Source organism: Chelatococcus sambhunathii, from assembly GCF_001418005.1.
Taxonomy (GTDB): Bacteria; Pseudomonadota; Alphaproteobacteria; order Rhizobiales; family Beijerinckiaceae; genus Chelatococcus_A; species Chelatococcus_A sambhunathii.
Map to the genome: position 1 here is coordinate 382,027 of NZ_LIOL01000001.1, position 20,808 is coordinate 402,834.

The 20,808-nt window shown below is 68.4% G+C and carries 22 protein-coding genes; 6 read left to right on the forward strand and 16 right to left on the reverse strand.

What is annotated here, in order from left to right:
* The first annotated feature begins 20 nt into the window (after positions 1 to 20).
* Complete coding sequence (locus ASC46_RS01785) at positions 21 to 1,007, forward strand: glutathione S-transferase family protein (protein ID WP_055457573.1); 987 nt, start codon at positions 21 to 23, stop codon at positions 1,005 to 1,007.
* A 3-nt stretch (positions 1,008 to 1,010) separates the two neighbouring features.
* On the opposite strand, the gene ASC46_RS01790 is transcribed toward ASC46_RS01785, so the two are convergent.
* Entirely contained in the window at positions 1,011 to 1,499 is a 489-nt protein-coding gene (locus tag ASC46_RS01790; protein ID WP_055457574.1) for an NUDIX domain-containing protein, read from the reverse strand.
* Positions 1,500 to 1,861: 362 nt separating this feature from the next.
* Between ASC46_RS01790 and ASC46_RS01795 the strand changes: the two genes are divergently transcribed.
* Together ASC46_RS01795 and ASC46_RS01800 are read left to right on the forward strand one after the other, a co-directional pair.
* A complete protein-coding gene (locus ASC46_RS01795) occupies positions 1,862 to 2,752 on the forward strand; it encodes a metallophosphoesterase family protein (protein ID WP_055457575.1) in 891 nt (296 codons plus the stop codon).
* 136 nt (positions 2,753 to 2,888) lie between these two features.
* Positions 2,889 to 3,935, forward strand: coding sequence for a methyl-accepting chemotaxis protein (locus ASC46_RS01800; RefSeq protein WP_055457576.1), 1,047 nt, complete (start codon positions 2,889 to 2,891; stop codon positions 3,933 to 3,935).
* Positions 3,936 to 3,948: 13 nt separating this feature from the next.
* On the opposite strand, the gene ASC46_RS01805 is transcribed toward ASC46_RS01800, so the two are convergent.
* Positions 3,949 to 4,536, reverse strand: a complete 588-nt coding sequence (locus tag ASC46_RS01805) for a hypothetical protein (protein ID WP_245280436.1) — start codon at positions 4,534 to 4,536, stop codon at positions 3,949 to 3,951.
* A 67-nt stretch (positions 4,537 to 4,603) separates the two neighbouring features.
* Here ASC46_RS01805 and ASC46_RS01810 point away from each other — a divergent pair, with 67 nt between their 5' ends.
* A complete protein-coding gene (locus ASC46_RS01810; protein WP_055457577.1) occupies positions 4,604 to 5,092 on the forward strand; it encodes a YbaK/EbsC family protein in 489 nt (162 codons plus the stop codon).
* 3 nt (positions 5,093 to 5,095) lie between these two features.
* Here ASC46_RS01810 and ASC46_RS01815 read toward each other — a convergent pair whose 3' ends face one another.
* From ASC46_RS01815 to ribA, 10 genes are all read right to left on the reverse strand, one after another.
* A complete protein-coding gene (locus tag ASC46_RS01815) occupies positions 5,096 to 5,842 on the reverse strand; it encodes an SDR family oxidoreductase (RefSeq protein WP_055457578.1) in 747 nt (248 codons plus the stop codon).
* Between the two features lie 260 nt (positions 5,843 to 6,102).
* Positions 6,103 to 6,897 (reverse strand): ABC transporter ATP-binding protein, encoded by a 795-nt coding sequence (locus ASC46_RS01820; RefSeq protein ID WP_055457579.1) that lies wholly within the window; start codon positions 6,895 to 6,897, stop codon positions 6,103 to 6,105.
* Entirely contained in the window at positions 6,894 to 7,799 is a 906-nt protein-coding gene (locus ASC46_RS01825) for an ABC transporter permease (protein ID WP_055457580.1), read from the reverse strand. The genes ASC46_RS01820 and ASC46_RS01825 overlap by 4 nt, the downstream gene beginning before the upstream one ends.
* 175 nt (positions 7,800 to 7,974) lie before the next feature.
* Positions 7,975 to 8,934, reverse strand: coding sequence for an ABC transporter substrate-binding protein (locus ASC46_RS01830; protein WP_055457581.1), 960 nt, complete (start codon positions 8,932 to 8,934; stop codon positions 7,975 to 7,977).
* A gap of 29 nt (positions 8,935 to 8,963) precedes the next feature.
* Positions 8,964 to 10,022, reverse strand: a complete 1,059-nt coding sequence (locus tag ASC46_RS01835; RefSeq protein ID WP_055457582.1) for a Glu/Leu/Phe/Val family dehydrogenase — start codon at positions 10,020 to 10,022, stop codon at positions 8,964 to 8,966.
* A gap of 247 nt (positions 10,023 to 10,269) precedes the next feature.
* The gene (livM, locus tag ASC46_RS01840) at positions 10,270 to 11,565 is read right to left on the reverse strand and encodes a high-affinity branched-chain amino acid ABC transporter permease LivM (RefSeq protein ID WP_055457583.1); all 1,296 of its coding nucleotides are present in this window, start codon (positions 11,563 to 11,565) and stop codon (positions 10,270 to 10,272) included.
* A gap of 84 nt (positions 11,566 to 11,649) precedes the next feature.
* Positions 11,650 to 12,753, reverse strand: a complete 1,104-nt coding sequence (locus ASC46_RS01845; protein ID WP_055457584.1) for an ABC transporter substrate-binding protein — start codon at positions 12,751 to 12,753, stop codon at positions 11,650 to 11,652.
* 59 nt (positions 12,754 to 12,812) lie between these two features.
* Positions 12,813 to 13,727, reverse strand: a complete 915-nt coding sequence (locus ASC46_RS01850; protein ID WP_055457585.1) for an ABC transporter permease subunit — start codon at positions 13,725 to 13,727, stop codon at positions 12,813 to 12,815.
* A gap of 195 nt (positions 13,728 to 13,922) precedes the next feature.
* On the reverse strand, positions 13,923 to 14,633 hold the full coding sequence (locus ASC46_RS01855; protein WP_055457586.1) for a fumarylacetoacetate hydrolase family protein: 711 nt from the start codon (positions 14,631 to 14,633) through the stop codon (positions 13,923 to 13,925).
* Between the two features lie 152 nt (positions 14,634 to 14,785).
* The gene (ribA, locus tag ASC46_RS01860; protein WP_055457587.1) at positions 14,786 to 15,895 is read right to left on the reverse strand and encodes a GTP cyclohydrolase II RibA; all 1,110 of its coding nucleotides are present in this window, start codon (positions 15,893 to 15,895) and stop codon (positions 14,786 to 14,788) included.
* A 273-nt stretch (positions 15,896 to 16,168) separates the two neighbouring features.
* Here ribA and ASC46_RS01865 point away from each other — a divergent pair, with 273 nt between their 5' ends.
* Positions 16,169 to 16,930: a RibD family protein gene (locus ASC46_RS01865; protein ID WP_055457588.1), complete on the forward strand. Its 762-nt coding sequence runs from the start codon at positions 16,169 to 16,171 to the stop codon at positions 16,928 to 16,930.
* Complete coding sequence (locus tag ASC46_RS01870; RefSeq protein ID WP_245280437.1) at positions 16,887 to 17,438, forward strand: cytochrome b; 552 nt, start codon at positions 16,887 to 16,889, stop codon at positions 17,436 to 17,438. The genes ASC46_RS01865 and ASC46_RS01870 overlap by 44 nt, the downstream gene beginning before the upstream one ends.
* Here ASC46_RS01870 and ASC46_RS01875 read toward each other — a convergent pair.
* From ASC46_RS01875 to ASC46_RS01890, 4 genes are read right to left on the reverse strand one after another with little or no spacing between them, the layout of a single operon-like run.
* Entirely contained in the window at positions 17,432 to 18,286 is an 855-nt protein-coding gene (locus ASC46_RS01875; RefSeq protein ID WP_055457590.1) for a class I SAM-dependent methyltransferase, read from the reverse strand. The two genes, ASC46_RS01870 and ASC46_RS01875, sit on opposite strands and share 7 nt — an antisense overlap.
* Positions 18,283 to 19,344, reverse strand: a complete 1,062-nt coding sequence (locus ASC46_RS01880; RefSeq protein ID WP_055457591.1) for a glycosyltransferase family 4 protein — start codon at positions 19,342 to 19,344, stop codon at positions 18,283 to 18,285. The genes ASC46_RS01875 and ASC46_RS01880 overlap by 4 nt, the downstream gene beginning before the upstream one ends.
* A complete protein-coding gene (locus ASC46_RS01885) occupies positions 19,337 to 19,744 on the reverse strand; it encodes a 6-pyruvoyl trahydropterin synthase family protein (RefSeq protein WP_055457592.1) in 408 nt (135 codons plus the stop codon). The genes ASC46_RS01880 and ASC46_RS01885 overlap by 8 nt, the downstream gene beginning before the upstream one ends.
* A gap of 24 nt (positions 19,745 to 19,768) precedes the next feature.
* The gene (locus ASC46_RS01890) at positions 19,769 to 20,767 is read right to left on the reverse strand and encodes a zinc-dependent alcohol dehydrogenase (RefSeq protein ID WP_072249411.1); all 999 of its coding nucleotides are present in this window, start codon (positions 20,765 to 20,767) and stop codon (positions 19,769 to 19,771) included.
* Positions 20,768 to 20,808 lie beyond the last annotated feature (41 nt).

The window sequence follows — 20,808 nt, forward strand, 5'->3', positions numbered from 1 at the left end:
ACACGCGAAAGGAAGACGTCATGGGTCTGCTCGTCGATGGGGTGTGGCACGACGAATGGTACGACACGAAGAGCACCGGCGGGCGCTTCGTGCGCAAGGATTCGGCCTTCCGCCACTGGGTGACGCCGGACGGCGCGCCGGGGCCGAGCGGCGAGGGCGGCTTCAGGGCCGAGGCCGGGCGCTACCATCTCTATGTCTCGCTCGCCTGCCCCTGGGCGCACCGCACGCTCATCTTCCGCAAGCTGAAGAAGCTCGAGGACGTCATCTCCGTCTCGGTCGTCGATCCCTGCATGGGCTCGCAAGGCTGGGTCTTCGGCGACAGCCCGGGCACCGTGCCCGATACCGTTAACGGCGCCAGTCGCCTCTATGAGATCTATCTCAAGGCCGACCCGCACTACAGCGGCCGCGTCACCGTGCCGGTGCTGTGGGACAAGCAGCGCGGGACGATCGTCAACAACGAATCGAGCGAGATCATCCGCATGTTCAACGCGGCCTTCGCGGCCTTCACCGACGTTGCGGACGACTATTATCCCGAGCCGCTGCGGAAGGAGATCGACCGCGTCAACGAGCGCGTCTATCACGCTGTCAACAACGGGGTGTACAAGGCCGGCTTCGCCACAACGCAGGAGGCCTATGACGAGGCCTTCGACACCCTCTTCGGCGCGCTCGACGAACTCGACACCCGGTTGGCGAGGAGCCGCTATCTCCTCGGCGACCGTCTGACGGAGGCGGATTGGCGGCTGTTCACGACCCTGGTGCGCTTCGATGCCGTCTATGTCGGCCACTTCAAGTGCAACCTGCGCCGCATCGCCGACTATCCCAACCTAGGCCCCTATCTGCGCGACCTCTACCAGGTGCCAGGCGTCGCCGGGACGGTGAACATGGAGCACATCAAGCGGCACTATTACGAGAGCCACAAGACCATCAACCCGGCGGGCATTGTGCCGCGCGGCCCGGCGCTCGACCTCGATGCACCGCATGGCCGCGAGCAGTTCGGGGCCGGCTGAGCCTCACCAGTCGGCGGACGGCGGCCGTTCCTCGACGATCTCGACGATACGGGCGCGCGTGCCGGGCGTGACGCCCTCGGGCAGCGCTGCAACCGGAAAGAAGCCCGTCTCCACGATTTCCTTGTCGGGCGGGCGCGGGCCGGCCACAAACTCGCGCACGACGTAGATGGCGACGTGGTCGCGCCGCGACACCTTGCGGTTGAAGAAGATGCCGTGCAGCACGATTTCGCCGCTCGGCACGATGTTGCCCTCCTCCGCAAGCTCGCGGCAAAGCGCTTCGAGCATGCTCTCGCCGGCCTCCACCCCGCCGCCGGGCAGGTGCCAGCCGGGCGTGTAGCTGTGGCGCACGAGAAAGACGCGCTCGTCGTGGTCGATGACGGCGGCCCGTACGCCGAGTGTCATCGGCCGCGAGAAGCGCCACCAGGTGTGCATCATGCGTCGGGTCACGGGCTCCAGCCCGTTCATCCGCCGCGGAAGCGCGATGCCGCCCATCGGAAGGATCTCCTGAACAAGTCGTTAACGCCGCCCGCTATCCTCATGCGTCCGACGCATATCTCTGTTGCTGCTTTGCCCGACGATATGACGTGCAGACACGAAAGAGAATCGCCATATGAGACAGGAAGCCATACGGCAAGGACAGGACAGATGCTTCTCACCTTCATTCTCGCGCGGCTCTCCCGGCTCCACGGTTATGCTTGGCAGCCTGCGGTCGAACTCGACGATCCCCAGCTCATCTCGACCCTCATTCCCGACGCGCAGCACTGACGGCGGGTCACAACCACGCTTTGTCGGCCCCTGCGGCTTGACGCGCGGGCTCTGAGCGGCGATGCCTTGGCAATCCACCTGGAATGCCAATGTATCTCATCGCCCACCTGTCCGATCCGCATATCGGCCCCATTCCACAACCCAGGCTGCGCGAGCTCGTCGGCAAGCGCATGACGGGCTACGTCAACTGGCGCCGTGGCCGCAAGGTCGCGCATGACATGACGGTGCTGGAGCGGCTGATCGAGGACATGCGGGCGCACCGGCCGGACCACATCGCCTTCACCGGCGACATCGCCAACATCGGCCTCGCCTCGGAATTCCCCATCGCGCGCGCTTTCCTCGAACGTCTCGGCGCGCCGGATTTCGTCTCCTTCGTCCCCGGCAATCACGATGCCTATGTGCGCGGCTCGCTGAAGCCGCTGGCCAATGCCCTGTGGCCGTGGATGGCGAGCGACGGCGCCTCCTCCAGCGCCTTCCCCTATCTGCGCCGTCGCGACGGCATCGCCTTCGTGGGCCTGTCGTCGGCCGTGCCGACCATGCCTTTCGTCGCCAGCGGCACGCTGGGCAAGCCGCAATTGGCCGCCTTCGAGGCGATGATGAACGAACTCGACCGTGAGGGCCTGTGCCGCGTCGTCATGCTGCACCACCCGCCCCTGCGCAGCGGCACCGCCGTCGGTCGCAGCCTCACCGACGCCGGCGCCTTCGAGAAGGTCATCGCCCGGGTGGGCGCGGAACTCGTGCTGCACGGCCACAATCACCGCACGTCCCTCACTCACATCCCCGGCAAGCACGGGCCAGTGCCCATCCTCGGCGTGCCATCCTGCTCGGCGATCAAGGGCACGTGGACGCACCGTGCCGGATACCACCTTCTCAGCATCGAGCCGGACGGCGCCCGTTCGCGCATCACCGGCGTGACCCGCGGCCTGACGCGCGAAGGTGCCATCGCGGAAATCGGCAGCCTCGACTTCACGCCGGTCTGACGAGCAGCCTCGCGCCGACAGCCCTGCACAAGCGCGGCGATCTAGATTTCGTTCGTTTTCCAGTCGCGTCACGCTTTAGAAATGTCCAGCGCGCCATCCGGCGGGCCGGCCTGTCGTCGGACAACGGGAACACGTCATGGCGGAAGTCAACGGCGAGAGCTTCGTCCGTCTCAGCGACATCGCGACGCGCACGGCAACCGCGCGCGACCTTACCAACGCGAAGGTGGGGCAGATCCGCTCCGTGACGCAACGCTTGCGCATCCTTGCCCTCAACGCGCTCGTCGAGAGCGCCCGGGCGGGTGATGCCGGACGCGGTTTCTCCGTGGTGGCGCAGGAGGTGCGCGGCACCTCCTCGCAGGTCGAAGGCATCGCAAGCTCGCTCGAACGGGAACTTGCTGGCGAGATCGCTGCCCTCGAGCAGCTCACGCGGCTGATGGCTGGCGAGGCTCAGGGCCAGCGCCTCGTCGATCTCGCCTTCAACGCCATCGAGATCATCGACCGCAATCTCTATGAGCGCACCTGCGACGTGCGCTGGTGGGCGACCGATTCCGCCATCGTCGATGCCGCCGGGCAGCCGACCGATGCGGGCTGCCGCCACGCCGGCAAGCGCATGGGCGTGATCCTCTCGGCCTACACCGTCTATCTCGACCTGTGGCTCTGCGACCTCGACGGACGCATCCTCGCCTCCGGCCGGCCGGATCGTTTCGCCGTCGCCGGACGTGAGGTGCGCGACCGCGACTGGTTTGTCCGCGGCAAGGCGCTCGCCAGCGGCAACGACTATTATGCCGGCGACATCGCTGTCGAGCCGCTGCTCGGCGGCGCCCGCACCGCGACCTATGCGGCGAGCGTGCGCGAGGGCGGCGCTGCAAAGGGCCGGCCGCTCGGCCTCCTCGCCATCCATTTCGACTGGGAACCCCAGGCGCGCACCGTCGTCGAGGGCGTGCGCCTGCGCCCCGCGGAGCGCCAGCGCTCGCGCGTCCTGCTGCTCGATGCACACAACAGGGTGATCGCCGCCAGCGACGGCAAGGGCGTGTTGAGCGAGCGCTTCAACCTCGCCACAGGTGATCGGGAATCGGGCTTCTACAAGGAGCCGGACGGGGCCATGGTCGCCTTCCACAAGACCTCCGGTTACGAGACCTATGCCGGCCTCGGCTGGCACGGCGTCATCCGCCAGGAGCCCTGATCCTGCTTCGCCCTTATCCCAGAACCTTCCACCACAGCGCCAGGTAGAACAGCGTCGCCCCCACGATGGCGCCCATGACGAAGGCGAAGAGGAGACTGCCGCCCTGGCCGTCGGCCGCCTGCGGCCGGGGCCTTGCCGCAAGTTCGCCGTCGGCGGCCAGCGCCTTCTCACGTTCGACGAGGCGCCGCGCCACATAATCGGTCACCGCCCGCCGGATGGTGTCGACATCCTCGCTGGCGGCCAGCACCTGGCGGCCATGGCGCGTATCGACAAGGAAGCGGTAGGTGCGCCGGTCACGATCGACTTCGACGAAGGCGAGCACGTCGACATAGAAGCGCGGCTGCTCGCCCGCGACGAGGCCGTGATCGAAGAGATCGACGTCCTCGGGCAGTTCTGCAAGAACCGGCGCCAGTGCCGCCGCGACGAGTTCGAGGCGTACCAACGCCCTGCTTCTCAGCTCCGCAATGACGTCGGAGCGCTCGGCATCCTCTAGACGTGCCCGGCGCACGGCCTCTCTGAGGTCGCTTTTCTCCTCTTGCCTTGACGGCGGGTGGTCGTTCATCTCTCGTCCATGCGCGGCGTCGGGCTGCCCGGCGACCATGGTAGACCATCCCCCCGCCGCTGCGAATGCGGCAGAAAGCCGAGACGGGGCAAAGGAGGCGACGGGAATGAGCGAGACGACGCGGGAACTGCCGGCGAGTTCGGCACGCGTGGCCGAGGCGGCCCGCAGGCTGGGGCTCACCATCAGCATCGCCGTGCATGACCGGCCGACGCGCACGGCGGAAGAAGCTGCGGCGGCCTGCGGCACGGGCGTCGAGCGCATCATCAAGTCGCTGGTCTTCGAGGGCGCCGACACCGGTCGGCCCTACCTTCTCCTCGTCGCCGGCAACAACCGTGTCGACGAGAAAAAGGCGGCCGCAACTCTCGGCGAGGCGCTGCGCCGGCCGGATGCCGGCAAGGTACGGGCCCTGACGGGCTATGCCATCGGCGGCATCCCGCCGTTTGGCCATGCCGAGACGCTGCAGACCTTCATTGACGCGGATCTCCTCGCCCATGACCTGGTCTGGGCGGCCGCCGGCACGCCGACGACCGTCTTCCCCGTCGATCCGCGGCGCCTCGCCGAAGCGACCGGCGCCACGGCCATCACGGTCGCCTGATCCTCAAACGCAGCGCCCGCCGTCGACCTCGAGCACCGAGCCGGTGATCATCGACGCCTCGTCCGAGCACAGGAACAGCGCCGCATTGGCGATGTCCTGCGGCGTCGACAGCCGGCCGAGCGGGATCGAGGCACGAAAGGCGGCCCGCTTCTCAGGCGTGTCCTCGCCCATGAAGGTGGCGAGCAGCGGCGTCTCGCCGGCGACGGGGGCGAGCGCATTGACACGTATGCCCTCGGGCGCGAGTTCGACGGCCATCGACTTCGACAGGAGATTCACGGCGCCCTTGGAGGCGTTGTACCACGCAAGGCCGGGCCGCGGCCGGATGCCCGCCGTCGAGCCGATATTGAGGATGACGCCGCCGCCCTGCGCCCGGAATTGCGGCACGAAGGCCTTCGCCATCAGATAGATGGACTTGACGTTAACGGCGAAGACCTTGTCGAACTCCGCCTCGCTCACATCGAGCATCGGCTGGTTGCGGTGGCTGACGCCGGCATTGTTGACGAGAATGTCGAGCCGGCCGAAGGCGGCGAGAACCGTCCTTGCCGCGGCCTCGACCTGATCCCACCGCGACACGTCGGCCGCGACGCCGATGGCGCCGCCACCGATCTCGGCCGCAGTCGCTTCGGCCGACGCCAGATCGAGGTCGAGCACGGCGACGCGCGCGCCCTCACGCGCGAAGGTGGCCGCAATGCCCTTGCCGAAGCCCGATGCGGCGCCCGTTACCAGCGCCGTCTTGCCGTTCAGTCTCATGACGCCTCCGTTTGAGCACGAATGAATCGCTGCTGGCTAGCATTTTGCGACCGGCTTGTCTCGCCGCAGCGGTGATGCGCCGCTCAAGCGGCGTCGATCCTCCCCCACATGGGGGAGGTGGCGCTGCGAAGCAGCGACGGAGGGGGCTACGCGTTCAACATCAAGGCGTCGATCCCGGCCTCGGCCCCACCCGTCTCGGTCCTTCGGACCGATCCACCCTCCCCTGAAGGGGAGGGATCAGGACCGCTCGCGTATCGTTCTCAGCTCGTCAGCAGCCGGTCCTCAGCCAGTTCTTCGCCGCGTGCCTTGCGGAAGGCGTCGATGAGATCCTCCACCGACAGCTTGCTGCGATGCTCGCCGGAGACGTCGAGCAGGATCTGACCTTCGTGCAGCATGATGGTGCGCGTGCCAAGGTCGAGCGCCTGGCGCATGGAATGGGTCACCATGAGCACGGTGAGCACGAACCGCTCCGCAAGCATGCGCGTGAGGTCGAGCACAAAATCGGCGTTGCGCGGGTCGAGCGCGGCTGTGTGCTCGTCGAGCAGCAGGACACTCGAGGGGGCGAGCGTCGCCATGACGAGCGACAATGCCTGCCGCTGCCCGCCCGAGAGCGAGCCCATCGGCTGGTCAAGCCTGTCCTCGAGGCCGAGCGCCAGTTCCCTGATGCGCGTGACGAGCATCTCGGCACGCTCGCGGCGCAGGGCATTGCCGAAGCCGCGCCGGCTGCCGCGGCCCGCGGCGAGCGCAAGGTTCTCGGCGATCGAGAGATTGCCGCAGCTGCCGGCGAGCGGATCCTGAAACACGCGGGCGACATGCTGCGCCCGCGCCTCCGCGGGCTGGCGCGTCACGTCCCGGCCGGCAACGAGGATGCGGCCCGCCGCGGCCGACACGTCGCCGGCAATGGCGCCAAGCAGCGTCGACTTGCCAGCGCCGTTCGAGCCGATGACACAGACGAATTCGCCATTGGCAAGGGCCAGTGACACGCCCCGCAGGGCCCGCCGCTCCAGCGGCGTGCCAGCATTGAAGACGACGGAGAGATTCTCGACGGCGATCATGCCCCGGCCCTCCGACCAAGGGTCCGGCCAAGCGCGCGCCCGCGCAGCTTCGGCAGCACCAGCGCGACGAGCACCAGGAGGGCGGTCGCGAGATTGAGGTCGGAGGCCTGCAGGCCGAGGAAATCGGCGCTGAGCGCAAGCTGTACCGCAAGGCGATAGATGACCGCGCCGACGATGCAGGAGACGAGCGCCACCCAAAGGCGCCGCGACGGCATCACCGTTTCGCCCACGATGACCGCGGCAAGGCCGACGACAATGGTGCCGACGCCGGACGTGACATCGGCGAAGCCGTTTGTCTGTGCAAAGAGCGCCCCGGCGAGACTGACGAGCGCGTTCGACAGCATGACGCCGGCGATGACCTGTGCACCGACGCGCACCCCCTGGGCGCGCGCCATGCGCGGATTGGCGCCGGTGGCGCGCATGGCAAGCCCTGTTTCACTGCGCAGGAACCAAGCAAGGCCGATGAGCGCAACGAGAACGATCACGGCGAGGAATAGCGGGCGCACCCATAGGTCGTCGAGCCCAAGGCCGACGAAGGGCGTCAGCACCGTCTCCTGCGTCAGGAGCGCCACGTTCGGCCGCCCCATGATACGCAGATTCACCGAGAACAGCGCGATCATGGTGAGGATCGACGCGAGCAGGTGCAGCACGCCGAAGCGCACGCTGACGAAGGCCGTGGCAAAACCTGCGAGCGCGCCGGCGACGATAGCGACGAAGGTCGCGAGCCAGGGATCGAAGCCAGACACGATCATCGTCGCGGCCACGGCAGCGCCAAGCGGGAACGAGCCGTCGACCGTCAGATCGGGAAAATCGAGGACCCGGAAGGAAAGATAGACGCCGAGGGCGACGAGCGCATAGACGAGCCCCAGCTCGACGGCACCCACGAGGGCGATTTGACTCATGCGACGACCTGTTCAACCTGCGCCGGTGCGCCGGGACCGTCCCCGGCCTCTCGCCCCCGCAGGGCTCCTGACTGTGGCGTGCCGGGCGTCGCCCCGCAACGCTTTCTCGCAAATCGGGGCGCACGCCACAGCCGCGGCATGCGCCCCCGTTGAATTTGGCTGATGCTCCGCTTCGTCAGTCGACGACCTTGGCGGCCTTGGCGACGAGCGCCTCCGGCAGCGTGATGCCGAGCTTGGCAGCCATCCCCTTGTTGAGGTGGAGGTCAGTGCCCTGGGCGAAGACCACCGGCAGATCGCCCGGATTCGCGCCCTTCAACACCTTTGCGACGAGTTCTGCTGTCTCGAGACCGATCTGCTTGTAGTTGAAGCCGACGGAGGCGAGCGCCCCGCGGGCCACGCTGTCGGTATCGGCGGCATAGACCGGGATCTTGCCCTGCTGGGCCGCGCCCACCGCCGCCTCGAAGGCCGAGACGATGGTGTTGTCGGTCGGCACGAAGAGGGCGTCGGCCTTGCCGATGAGCCCACGCGCCGCTGCCTGCACCTCGGCCGACTTGGTCGCCGGCCCCTCGACGACGGCAAGGTCGAGCTTCTCGGCGGCAGCCTTGATCATGGCGAGCGAGGTGACGGAATTGGCTTCGCCCGGGTTGAACAGCACACCGATCGTCTTCACGTTCGGCGTGATCTCCTTGACGAGGGCGAGTTGGTCGGCGAAGGGGGCCATGTCCGATACGCCGGTGACGTTGCCGCCCGGCTTCTCGGTGGATTTCACGAGTTGGGCGCCCACCGGGTCGGTGACGGCGCTGAAGATCACCGGGATCGACTTCGTCGCCGACGCCACCGCCTGAGCCGAGGGAGTCGAGATGGCAACGATGACGGACGCCTTGTCACCCACGAACTGACGCGCGATCTGCACCGCGGTCGGCGCTTGGCCCTGAGCGCTCTCATAGACGAAGGTGACGTCCTTGCCCTCGGCATAGCCGGCCTTGGCGAGGCCTTCCTTCACGCCATCGCGCACCGCCTCGAGCGCGGGATGGTCGACGATCGCCGTGATGGCTACCTTCGGCGTCTGGGCCTGGGCCAGACCGGCGCCCAGCAGCAAGCCGGCCAATGTGCCGACAACGGTTCTCTTGTGCATTCTCTCCCCTCCCGGTTCCGGAATGATCCTCACCGCGTTTGCTGCCGTGCCGCGCGTGCCGCGTCAAGACGCTCCTGCGCGAGATCGACGGCGACGAAATGCGGGGAGCGTCCTTCCCGCGCCGCGCGCAAGAAGATCTCGTCGAGCGTGTCACCAATCCGGTCCACCCGACGCATCACCGCGGCCCGGTCGTAATTGCCGGCGATCTCGGCGGCTACATTGACGATGCCGCCGGCATTGATGGCAAAATCCGGTGCATAGAGGATGCCACGCGCGTGGAGCGCATCAGCAATCGTCTCATCGGCCAGTTGATTGTTCGCCGCACCCGCGACCACCGGCGCCTCGAGCTGCCCGACGGTCTCGGCATTGAGGATGCCGCCGAGCGCGCAAGGGGCAAAGACATCGAGCCGCTCGCCGACGAGCACATCGACATCGACGATGCGCGCCCCGCACCGGTCCGCAACGGTCCGGCACCGCTCCTCGGCGATATCCGCCACGACGAGCCTAGCGCCGGCATCGCTCAGGAGGCCGGCCAGAGCACCGCCGACATGGCCGAGGCCGAGCACGCCGACCGTGATCCCCTCGAGCGTGTTGCGGCCGAGACGGTGGCGCACCGCCACCTCGATGCCACGCCACACCCCGCGCGCCGTGACGGGCGAAGGATCGCCGCTCGCCGCCGGGCCCTGGTCGAGACCGGCCACATGGCGCGTCTCGCCGCCGACAATGGCAATGTCCGACGGGCTCATGCCCACGTCCTCGGCGGCGATGTAGCGCCCGCCGAGGCACTCCACCGCACGCCCGAAGTCGGCGAGCAGCGCCGGCGTCTTGTCTTTTCCCGGATCACCGATGATGACGGACTTGCCGCCGCCCAGCGGCAGGCCGGCGAGCGCGCTCTTGAGACTCATGGCGGCGCTGAGGCGCAGGACGTCGTCGATCGCCTCCTGCTCGTTGCCATAGGCATGGAAGCGCACACCGCCGCACGCCGGCCCGAGCGCCGTCGAATGCACTGCTATGATCGCCTTGAGCCCGCTGTGCGGGTCGCGGAAAAACGCGACTTCTTCGTGATCGCGGAATGCAGTCGATGTCATCAGCACGATATTTTCCTCCCGATTGGTCGGAATAATAGCGCGCGACGGCGCGGAAGAACACAAAAAGAAGAAATAAAGCCGTTATATCTCAATAATTTACGGAAAATCGCGATCGAGCAATGATCGTACTTGGAAGCCGCCCGGCCCGACTTCATCGCTGCCGGCACGCTCTTGTTACAGCAATTTTATGACATGCCCGGCAGCTCGGCACTTCACAACATCACGACAATTGATGAATGGCACTCGCTCAACTCGTGAAGCGCGCGAGCGTCACGCTCGGCCGGCGCGTGCCGATGAGGCCGCGCGGGCGCCACACCATGACGAGCACCATGGCCGCGCCGAAGAGCAGCATGCGCAGTTCGGCGAATTCGCGCGTCATCTCCGGCAGCGCGACGACGATGATGGCGGCCAACGCGACTCCGAGTTGGCTGCCCATGCCGCCGAGGACGACGATGGCGAGCACGAGGGCGGATTCGATGAAAGTGAAGCTCTCCGGGCTGATGAATCCCTGGCGCGTGGCGAAGAACGTGCCCGCGAAGCCGCCGAACATCGCCCCGATGGCGAAGGCGGAGAGCTTGACGCGCGTCGCATTCACGCCGAGTGCCCGGCAGGCCACCTCATCCTCGCGCAGCGCCTCCCAGGCGCGGCCGATGGGCAGGCGCCGCAGGCGCGCCGCGATCACCGCCGTCAGCACCACCAGCACCAGGATGAGATAGTAGAGGAACAGGACCCGGTGCATGGAGGAGAAGGAGAGGCCGAACAGTTCGTGGAAGGGCACCTCGCCCTCCGCCGCCGTACGGGTGAAGGGCGCGCCGAAGAAGCTCGGCCGCGGAATGTTGGTGATGCCGTTCGGCCCGCCGGTCAGGGCGCCCCAATTGATGAGGATGATGCGGATGATCTCGCCGAAGCCGAGCGTCACGATGGCGAGATAGTCGCCGCGTAGGCGCAGCACCGGAAAGCCGAGGATGATGCCGAGAAACGCCGCCATGACGCCGGCAATCGGCAGGCACATCCAGAACGAGAAATCGTAATGCGTTGCAAGGAGAGCGAAGGAATAGGCACCGATGGCGTAAAAGGCGACATAGCCGAGATCGAGCAGCCCGGCGAGGCCTACGACGATGTTCAGCCCTAGGCCGAGCATCGTATAGATGAGCACCGTCGTCGCTGTATCGACGATGTAGCGGTCGGCGATTGGCAGGAAGGGGAGCGCGAAGGCCAGCAGGCAGGCCGCGATCCCGATGGCCGTCTGCGACACGCGCCCGCCACGCACCGTGCGCGCGCCCCCCTGGGCGAGGCGCCCGCGCAATTGCTGAAGCTCGGGCCGGAAGAGCGCGACCAGGAAGCGGCCGATCGCCACGACGACCCCGGCGATCACCACCTGATCGAAACGGTAGGCGATGCCGAGTCCCTGCCCCGGCGTCTCCTGCAGGCGAAAGCCGACAAGCGGGAGCGCGATGCCGATCATGATGATGCCGGCGATCGCCGCCTCGCGCAGCGCTGCGCGCAGCCTGTCGGTGACCGGGGAAGCGGAGGAGGCTTGCATCGCGGGCTCTCGATGCCGACGGATTTGGGAAGGCGGCAGATGACGGAAAAATGGAGCGGGCCGCCGGCCCGCTCCGGCAAAGGATCAGAGCTTCGTCGGCGCATAGGCGCCGTCGCGCCACTCGAAGATGACATATTCGGGGTCGATGAGATCGCCCTTGGCGTCGAAGCGGAAGGTGCCGACCACCGTCTCGAAGCCATTGGCGCGCAGGTCTGCGGCCACCGCCTCAGGCTCCTTGCCGGCCCGTGCGACGGCGTCGGCCAGCGTCTGCACCGCCGCATAGTAGTAGAAGGCAAAGTTGTCCGGCTCGCCCTTCTTTTTCAGTTCCTCGTAGACGCTCTGGGCCGAAGGCTTCGCCTTCACGTCGGCGCTGAAGGTGAAGAGCGTGCCCGCCCCGCCCTCGCCGGCAATGGACCAGAACTCGTTGGTGGCGAGGCCGTCCGCGCCGACGAAGCGCGTCTCGAGGCCGGCTTGGCGCGCCTGGCGCACGATGAGGCCGAGTTCGGTATGATAGCCGCCGTAATAGACGATATCGATGCCCTCCTGCTTGAGGCGAGCGACGAGCGCCGAAAAATCACGCTCGCCGGCATTGACGGAGCCCTCATAGGCCGGCGTCACGCCCGCGTCGGCGAGGGTCTTCTTGGCCGCCTCGGCCAGGCCCTGGCCATAGACCTGCTTGTCGTGGACGATGGCGACTTTCTTGCCCTTGAACTTGTCGGCGATGAACTTGGCTGCGACGACGCCCTGCTGGTCGTCACGCCCGCAGGCCCGGAAGACGAGCTTCATGCCGCGCTCGGTCAGCTCCGGCGAGGTGGCCGAGGCGGTCATCATCAAGATGCCTTCCTCGTCATAGACGCCGGAGGCCGCGATCGAAGCGCCGGAGCACAGGTGGCCGACGACGAAGCGGATGCCCTTCGACACCACCTGGTTGGCGGCGCTCACCGCGCTCTTGGGGTCACACTGGTCGTCAGCGATCTCGAGCACGAGCTTCTCGCCCTTGATGCCGCCCTTGTCGTTGATGGCCTTTACCGCGGCTTCGGCGCCGAGCCGCGCCTGGGCGCCGATGGCGGCGATCTGCCCGCCGGTGGCGGGGATGCCGAGGGCGAAGGTCACATCCGCCCGTGCGGGCGCCGCCGCCAGAAGCGCGGCGGCACAGGCGGACAGCATCAGTTTCGTCATCGCATTCATGGTCTTTCCTCCCTTATCCGCCCCGTCCGGCAGTACCGGCGGTGCGATAGGTCTCGCGCTCACACCTTCTCCACCTCCTGCCGGCCGAGCAGTCCCGTCGGCCGGAAGAGGAGGATGAGGACGAGGATGGCGAACACCGCCACGTCCTTGTACTGGATGTCGGAATAGGCCGACCACAGCGCCTCGATGAGGCCGATGAGCAGCCCGCCGAGCATGGCGCCGGGCAGCGAGCCGATGCCGCCGAGGACGGCGGCAGTGAAGGCCTTGAGCCCGGCGAAAAAGCCGATGAAGAAGTCGATGGAGCCGTAGTAGATCGTATAGAGCAGCCCGGCGACGGCGGCGAGCGCGGCTCCGAAGACGAAGGTCAGCGAGATGGTGCGGTCGACATTGACGCCGACCAGTTCGGCCATGCGCCGGTCCTGCTCGCAGGCGCGCTGCGCGCGGCCGAGCGCCGTGCGCGAGACGACGAGGCTGAAGCCGGCCATCAGCACCACGGTGACGACCACGATGACCACCTGCACCACGGCTACTGACAGCTGATGGTCGCCGATCGAGCCGAGCGGAATGCGCCCCGTCAGCACCGGAGGCAGCGGCTTCACCCGTGCGCCCTGCAGCAATTGCACGAGGTTCTGCAGGAAGATCGACATGCCGATGGCCGAGATCAGCGGAGCGAGGCGGAAGGAGCCCCGCAGCGGCCGGTAGGCGATTCGCTCGACGACGAAGCCCCACAAGGCCGTGAAGACCGCCGTGAGCACGAGCGTCACGAGGATGGCCAGGGGCACCGCCGCGACCCCGAGTTGGGCCAGCAGGAGCAGCACAATGAGGGAAATGAAAGCGCCGATCATGAACACCTCGCCATGGGCGAAGTTGATCATGCCGATGATGCCGTAGACCATCGTGTAGCCGATGGCGATGAGGCCATAGACAGAGCCGAGGGTCAGCCCGTTGATGAGCTGGTCCACAAAATAGCCCACGGCATTCCCCCCTTTTATTATGCGGCCTTATGAGCTGCCACGAGACTACTCGCGGCCCGCGCTTTTGCAAGGGGATAGGTCAGTGCAACTGACCAACACCGCATGTGCAAGGCACCGGCCGGTTCCCTAAAGGAGCACTCCCGCCGTCACGAGGCAATGGGCGCAGGTGCCTGGCGCCGCCTTCGCCGATCGTCCTCAGGCTCCATCAGGCGAAGATGGCTGGGTGATCCTCACTGCCAGCGGCGTGAGGCCAGCAATGGTCGCCTCGATGACGTCCCCCGGCACCACCGCCCCGACGCCGGCCGGCGTCCCCGTCATGACGAGGTCACCAGGCTCCAGCCGGTAGAAACGCGAGAGGAGGGACAGCATGGGCGCCACCGGCCAGATCATGTCCGCGATATCGCCGCGCTGGCGGGTCGTGCCATTGACCTTGAGCTCCATTGCGGCACGATCGAACGGTCCGGTCTCGGCGGCCGGCGTGATGGCGCCGACCGGCGCCGACTGCTCAACGTTCTTGGCGAAGTCCCACGGCCGTGCCAGATCCTTCGCCGCCGCCTGCAGGTCGCGCCGCGTCATGTCGAGGCCGACGGCATAGCCGAAGACGATCCTTGCCGCCGCTTCCTCGTCGAGGTCCTGCCCCGCCCCGTCGATGGCGACGACCATCTCGAGCTCGAAGTGGTAATTCTTCGTCTGCCGCGGATAGGTGATCTCGCCGCCCCCAGGCATCACCGTCTCGGCCCATTTGGTGAAGAAGAAAGGCGGCTCGCGGTCCGGATCCCGCCCCATCTCGCGCGCGTGCTCGGCGTAGTTGCGCCCGACACAGAACACGCGGCGCACCGGGAAGCCGGCCTCGCGGCCGACCACGGGAATGACGGGCGTCGGCGGCAGGGCGAACAGCGTCTTCATCGGCGGCCTCTCGAAATCGTCGCAACGCCCCTGCTATAGGCCATGGACAAGAGCGCGTCGACGCCAGACGGCGGCCGTCCTGCCCGCAACCAAGAACACTGGCAGGCCGTGGGCCGTCGGCCCCGTTGCTCCCGGCGAAGTGCCCTTCCCGATCAGTCGCGCGGCGGCAGATGCGCCGACAGCGCATCGATGTCGATGAAGTGGCCAGCACGCTCGCGCTTGGCCGCGAGATAGCGGATGTTCTCGCTGGTCGGCCGGCCAATGACGCGCTGCTCGTCGACGACGGCAAGCCCCGCCGCCTTCAGCGCCGCGATCTTCTCCGGGTTGTTGGTCATGATGCTGACGCTGGCGACACCGAGCTGGCGCAGCATCTCGGCGGCAAAGTCGAACCGGCGCTGGTCGAGCCCGAAGCCGAGGATCTCGTCCGCGTCATAGGTGTCGAAGCCCTGCGCCTGCAGCTTGTAGGCGCGCATCTTGTTGGCGATGCCGTTGCCGCGCCCTTCCTGGTCGAGATAGAGCAGGATGCCGCCGCCGTTCTCCGCCATCCACTGCACGGTATTGCGCAACTGGTCGCCGCAGTCGCATTTGAGGCTGCCGAAGAGGTCGCCAGTGAGGCAGGCCGAGTGCAGGCGCACCGGCACCGTCTGCGCGAGGTCCGGCCGGCCGACGACGATGGCCACCTGGTCGCGCAGCCCCTCGCCGCCGCGGAAGACGACGAACTCCGTCTCGCTGGCCCCCTCGAGCGGCACCGGCGCGCGCCCGACGATGCGCAGCGAGCGCACCTGGCTCAGGCGAAAGGCGGCGATGTCGTCTTCAGAGACGGCCACCACATCGGCTAGCGCCGGGTCTTGCGGCGAGACCGACACGGTGACGACCGCCGGCAGGACAAGCGACAGGCGCGCCAGCTCGAGCGCCGCCTCGTCGAGCGGCTGCAGGCAGCCGACGGGCGCGTCGAGCCGCGCATCGCTGGCGAGCGACAGGTGCATGACCCGGCGCAGGTCGATCTCCGGCAGGGCGATGATGCCGGCGCTCGCCCGTTCCGCCCCGAGACGCCGCAGGCGCGCCGTCGGCAGCACCAGCCGGGCCCGATCGGCCGCCTTGCGCTCCAGCGCCGCCGCGAGTTCCTCGTCGAGGCCCTCGATCCCCACGGCCAGCACGGAGACCCCGCGTCCGGTAATGCGGACGGGGCGGCCTGCACGGAACTCCGCCAGCGCCCGTTCGACGCTGATCTGGCCGCGATCCTTGATAAAATCTGAACTCATCAGCGGTGAACTCTCGTGGGCCATAGTTCTGTGGCCGTGAAACCTGCCGGTCCCCACGAACCGCAAAACATGCGACACATGTGTATCGAAACGATGTCCGGCAAGGCTCTTCCTGTGGCGCGACGGCTGATATGTCTCCTGCGGCGCCGGCCATGCCATGGCGGCACGCCCGTTGCCGATGTATGAACAGGGCATGCCTTCGACGAATGACGATGCCCTACCCGGCGGGAAACCATGCAGCAGCAAGAGGGCCCTGTGACCACACCCGACGAGATGGACGGGCGTTCCACGCCGGTGGATTGCTTAACACATCGTGCGCTGGCGCGCATAGCCGATGTGCCGCAGGGCAGCACCCTCGTGGTCGCACAGCTCGGACAGTCGCTTGACGGGCGTATCGCCACGCCCACCGGTGATTCCCGTTACATCAACCGGGCGGCGGCGCTCGACCATCTCCATCACCTGCGAGCGGCCGTCGATGCGGTCGTCGTGGGTGTCGGCACGGTCATCGCGGACGATCCGCAACTCACCGTGCGGCGCGTTGCCGGGTCGAACCCGGCCCGGGTCGTGCTCGACCCGCGCGGGCGCCTGCCGCCGGACGCCCGCTGCATGACGGGCCCTAATGCGCGGCGCCTCGTAGTGAGCGGCGCCTCCGTCCCACGCCCGGCGGGGGTCGAGGAGGTTGTCCTGCCGCTCGCCGGCGGCCGGCTCGATCCGCATGCCATCATCGCGGCTCTGGCAGCCCGCGGGATGCGCCGCCTGCTGATCGAGGGGGGCGCGCGCACCATCTCGGCCTTCCTCGATGCCGGCTGCATCGACCGGCTGCATCTCCTCGTCGCGCCCATCATCATCGGCTCGGGACGGGCCGGGCTCGAGCTAGCGCCGATCGGCCCTCTAAGCGAGGCGCTCAGGCCGGCGACCGACATCTATCCGCTTGCTGACGGCGACATTCTGTTCGACTGTGACATGAGGCGCCGCAACGGGGAGGCCAGCCTTGTCGCCGAGACCGATGCACGAGGGCTACGGCCCCACGGCTAAGTGGCTGCACTGGCTCATGGCGCTCGCCATCCTGACCACGATCCCGCTCGGCATCGCCATGGTCAATGCGACGCCGGGGCCAACCCAGAACGCCCTCTACGACCTGCACCGCTCCTTCGGCGTCACGGTGCTCGCCCTGGCGGCCGTGCGCCTTTCGGTCCGCCTCGTGCGCGGAGCGCCGGCGCCCCATCCCTCGCTCGGCCGCCTGCTGCAGGCGCTATCCGTCACGGTGCACCGGGCGCTCTACGTGCTCATCTTCCTGGTACCGCTGCTCGGCTGGGCCGGGACTTCGGCCTTCGGGGCGCAGATCACGGTCTTCGGCCTCTTCGTGCTGCCGCCGATCCTCCCCAAGGACGAGGCCCTGTCGGAGACGCTGCTCGGCCTGCACAAGCTCGCCGCCTTCACGCTGGCGGCGCTCGCGACCCTGCATATCGGCGCCGGCCTCTGGCACGGCTTCGTGCGCCGCGACGGGGTGCTGGAGCGGATGCTGCCCGCCCGCCGCTACTGATCGCCTGTCGTCGGCACGGCGAGGAGATCGGCGTGACCGACAAGGCAGCGCGATGCCTGAGCACGTGCAGCGCGCCAGGCGGCGAGCCGGTCCGCCGCCACCTGTCCGGTCTCGCCCACCGCGGCAGCCGTGCCGTCGGCGAGCATCGCGACGAGCGCCCGTTCGCGCTCGGTCAGTCGCCAGGGGCTCGCCGCCTCGCTGACGGTATAGCCCGCACCACGAAAGCCGTCCGCGAGAAGCCCGGTTGCACGCGGCCCGGCCGCCGGACCGAAGCCCTTGTCGCGCTGCTGGTGGGCGAGGAAAGCGCCGTGCACCGCCTCATCGTCCGAGTGCGGCGGCTCCCAAGCCTCCCGGCCGTCGTATGTCAGCGCCGTATAGAAGGGCAGCCTTGCCACCGCGACCGCTTGCACGAAGGTCTCGATCCACGCCGCCGATACGAGATCGAACAAGGCGGCCGCCGTCACGAGATCGGTCGGCGCCGCGAGGAGCGGCCCGATACCGCCGGAGAGGTCATGCGCGATGAAGGAAACCCCGATGCGGCGCCCGGCGGCGGACAGCACAAGGCCGCCGGTGTCCTCGGCGAAGGTCGCATCGGCCCAGCGGCGCAGCTCCTCGCGCGCCTTCGCGAGCAGGAGGGCATCGTGATCGACGAGCCGCCAGTACTGCTCCGGGCCGAGCTGTGGCGCCATCGCCCGGAGGTTGGAGCCGGTGCCGCAGCCGAGATCGAGGACATGCACCGGCTGCCGGTCCGCCACCGCCGCGGCGGTCGCAGCCAGGAGATCGCGGTTGCGCGCCGCATGGTCGGCCGGCTCGCGCAGGGCGAGCCATTCGGCGGAAAAGCCGCTCACGCCGCCCTCCCCCGTCCGGCCAGCGAGCGGACGACGCCGGCGATCGCGGCCGCGGCATCGTCCCAGCGCGGCAGCGCCTGTCCCGCATGCCAGGCGGCATCCGCCATCGCCGAACGCCTCTCCCGGTCGCCGAGGACCGTCTCGAGCGCTGCGGCAAGGGCAGCCGTATCGCCCGGCGGCACCTTGAGCGCGGCGGCATCGGGTACGCGCTCGTCCGCCGCCCCGACGCGGGTCGTCACGATGGGCAGGCCACGCGCCAGCGCCTCCGTGAGGACCATGCCGTAACCTTCATAGTGCGAGGCCATCACGAAGAGGTCGGCCGATGCATAGGTGCGCTCCAGCGCCGCATCGTCACAGGCGCCTGCCAGCGCGACGCGACCGGCAAGCCCCGCCCCGGCGATCAGCGCCCGCAGCCGCGCCGCCTCCTCCGGCGCACGGTCGAGGCTGCCGACGATGGTGGCGCGCCACGACAGCGTGGAAAGGCGTGCGAGTGCCGCGACAAGAACGTCATAGCCCTTGCGCGGCGAGACGGCCCCGACGGCGATGAGATGCGGCGGCTCGCCATCGGCGGGCGCGCGAGAGGCCGGATCGGTGCCCGGTTCCGCGATCGTCAGCCGATCGGCGGCAACACAGAATTCGCACGCGAGCACCCGGCCCGTCGGCACGCTCGTCGCGACGACGGCATCGACCGCCGCAAGCGCCGCACGCTCGCTGGCGAGGAGCTGCCGCCGCGCCGCGTCGGAAAGGCCGGTCTCATGGCCGAGCGGATGGTGCACCAGCGCCACGCACCGCCTGCCGCAGCCGCGCAGCAGGGAGGCCGGCAGGGCGCCGCAGGCGAGCCCGTCGATGAGGAGCACGGCATCGCGCGGCATCGCCGCGAAGGCCGCCGCGGTTGCCGCAAGCTCGGCCTCGGTCGGAAAGGGAAAGCCCGCCGCCAGCGGCAGGTGGACGATGTCGACGCCCTGCGCCGGCAGGTCGTTGAGCATCCGTCGCGCATAGGCATAGCCGCCCGTCGGGCTGGCGAGGTCGCCCGGAATGGCGAAGACGACGTCAGGCACGGGCCACCGGCCCCTCGAACCACGCCCGGGCCACGTGGCTCTCGTGCAGCGTCACGCGGATGTGATCGATGCCCTCCCCGCCCGGCCCGAGCGCGCCGCCGCGAGCCGCCTTTGCCATCGCATCGAAGATGTGACGGCTCAGAAATTCCGTCGTTGTATTGCAGCCGGCAAACTGCGGCAGGTCGTCGAGATTGCGGTAGTTGAGCGGCGAGAGCACCGTCTTCAGCGCCTCGTGGGCGCGGCCGATGTCGACGACCACCCCCTCGGCCGTCAGTTCCTTCCGGAAAAAAGCCACATCGACGATGAAGGTCGCCCCGTGCAGGGCCTGCGCCGGCCCGAACAGATCACCGCGGAAACTGTGGGCGATCATGACGTGGTCACGAACCTCAACGGCATACATGGCACCCTCCCTCGATCGGGCCTGTCATTGATAGCGCACCGCAGTCATCAGCCCGCCCGCCTGCTCGTCGAGGATCGCGGGCAGCGCCTCCGGCAGATCGGTGAAGGCGACCTCGCCGGTGATCAGGTCGTCGAGCCGCGCGTCGGCGAGCAGCGAGAGCGCCTTGGCGAGGCGCCGCCCCGCCTCCCAGCGCGGGCGGCGCGAGGCCGCGACCTGCCCGACCTGCGAGGACACGAGCCTGAGGCGGCGGGCGTGGAACTCGCCGCCGAGATGAACCGGCACCGCCTCGTCGCCGTACCAGCTCAGTTCGACGAGCATGGCCTCGTCGCCGCACAGCGACAGCGCTGTCGCGAGGCCGGCCGCCGTGCCGCTGGCGTGAATGACGACATCCGCCTCCCCCGGGGCCGCGCCCGGCAGGGCGAAACCGGCGCCGAAACGCCGCACCACCGCCGCGCGCGACGGGTCGGTATCGACGACGGTCACCTCCGCGCCGGGCAGGCCGGCACACAGGAACGTGACCAGGAGGCCGACGACGCCGGCCCCCACCACCGCAATCCTGTCCCCCGGTCCCGCCCCGGCGTCCCAGACGGCGTTGAGCGCCGTCTCCATATTGGCGGCGAGCACGGCGCGGCGGGCGGGCACGGCTTCCGGCACCGCGGCGACGGCGGCGGCCGGCGCCGCGAACATCTGCTGGTGCGGGTGCAGCACAAAGACCGTGCGGCCGACGAGATTTGCCGGCCCGGCCTCCACCAGGCCGACGGCGCAATAGCCGTATTTCACCGGGAACGGAAAGGTCCCCTCCTGCATCGGCGCGCACATGCGCCGGCGATGGCTCCGGCGGCACAGGCCGTTGAAGACGAGGCGCTCCGTGCCGCGGCTGATGCCGCTGAACAGGGTGCGGACCATGACGTCTCCGGGCCCGGGCTCGATCGGCGCGACGGGACGCAGTTCGGTGCGGCGCGGCTCCACGTACCACAGTGCGAAAATGCCGGAACCCTCGCGGTTCCTTGCGTTAATGCCCATCGCACTTCTCTTCGTTTTGCTCTATATCGCCGCGGCGCGAC

What these genes read in the sequence shown, in the direction of transcription:
- ASC46_RS01800 (WP_055457576.1), top strand. Translation starts at nt 2,889, where the DNA reads ATGGCGGAAGTCAACGGCGAGAGCTTCGTCCGTCTCAGCGACATCGCG.
- ASC46_RS01785 (WP_055457573.1), top strand. Translation starts at nt 21, where the DNA reads ATGGGTCTGCTCGTCGATGGGGTGTGGCACGACGAATGGTACGACACG.
- ASC46_RS01790 (WP_055457574.1), bottom strand. Translation starts at nt 1,499, where the DNA reads ATGGGCGGCATCGCGCTTCCGCGGCGGATGAACGGGCTGGAGCCCGTG.
- ASC46_RS01835 (WP_055457582.1), bottom strand. Translation starts at nt 10,022, where the DNA reads ATGACATCGACTGCATTCCGCGATCACGAAGAAGTCGCGTTTTTCCGC.
- ASC46_RS01810 (WP_055457577.1), top strand. Translation starts at nt 4,604, where the DNA reads ATGAGCGAGACGACGCGGGAACTGCCGGCGAGTTCGGCACGCGTGGCC.
- ASC46_RS01795 (WP_055457575.1), top strand. Translation starts at nt 1,862, where the DNA reads ATGTATCTCATCGCCCACCTGTCCGATCCGCATATCGGCCCCATTCCA.
- ASC46_RS01805 (WP_245280436.1), bottom strand. Translation starts at nt 4,536, where the DNA reads ATGGTCGCCGGGCAGCCCGACGCCGCGCATGGACGAGAGATGAACGAC.
- ASC46_RS01890 (WP_072249411.1), bottom strand. Translation starts at nt 20,767, where the DNA reads ATGGGCATTAACGCAAGGAACCGCGAGGGTTCCGGCATTTTCGCACTG.
- ASC46_RS01815 (WP_055457578.1), bottom strand. Translation starts at nt 5,842, where the DNA reads ATGAGACTGAACGGCAAGACGGCGCTGGTAACGGGCGCCGCATCGGGC.
- ASC46_RS01855 (WP_055457586.1), bottom strand. Translation starts at nt 14,633, where the DNA reads ATGAAGACGCTGTTCGCCCTGCCGCCGACGCCCGTCATTCCCGTGGTC.
- livM (WP_055457583.1), bottom strand. Translation starts at nt 11,565, where the DNA reads ATGCAAGCCTCCTCCGCTTCCCCGGTCACCGACAGGCTGCGCGCAGCG.
- ASC46_RS01825 (WP_055457580.1), bottom strand. Translation starts at nt 7,799, where the DNA reads ATGAGTCAAATCGCCCTCGTGGGTGCCGTCGAGCTGGGGCTCGTCTAT.
- ribA (WP_055457587.1), bottom strand. Translation starts at nt 15,895, where the DNA reads ATGAGTTCAGATTTTATCAAGGATCGCGGCCAGATCAGCGTCGAACGG.
- ASC46_RS01865 (WP_055457588.1), top strand. Translation starts at nt 16,169, where the DNA reads ATGGACGGGCGTTCCACGCCGGTGGATTGCTTAACACATCGTGCGCTG.
- ASC46_RS01885 (WP_055457592.1), bottom strand. Translation starts at nt 19,744, where the DNA reads ATGTATGCCGTTGAGGTTCGTGACCACGTCATGATCGCCCACAGTTTC.
- ASC46_RS01820 (WP_055457579.1), bottom strand. Translation starts at nt 6,897, where the DNA reads ATGATCGCCGTCGAGAATCTCTCCGTCGTCTTCAATGCTGGCACGCCG.
- ASC46_RS01830 (WP_055457581.1), bottom strand. Translation starts at nt 8,934, where the DNA reads ATGCACAAGAGAACCGTTGTCGGCACATTGGCCGGCTTGCTGCTGGGC.
- ASC46_RS01845 (WP_055457584.1), bottom strand. Translation starts at nt 12,753, where the DNA reads ATGAATGCGATGACGAAACTGATGCTGTCCGCCTGTGCCGCCGCGCTT.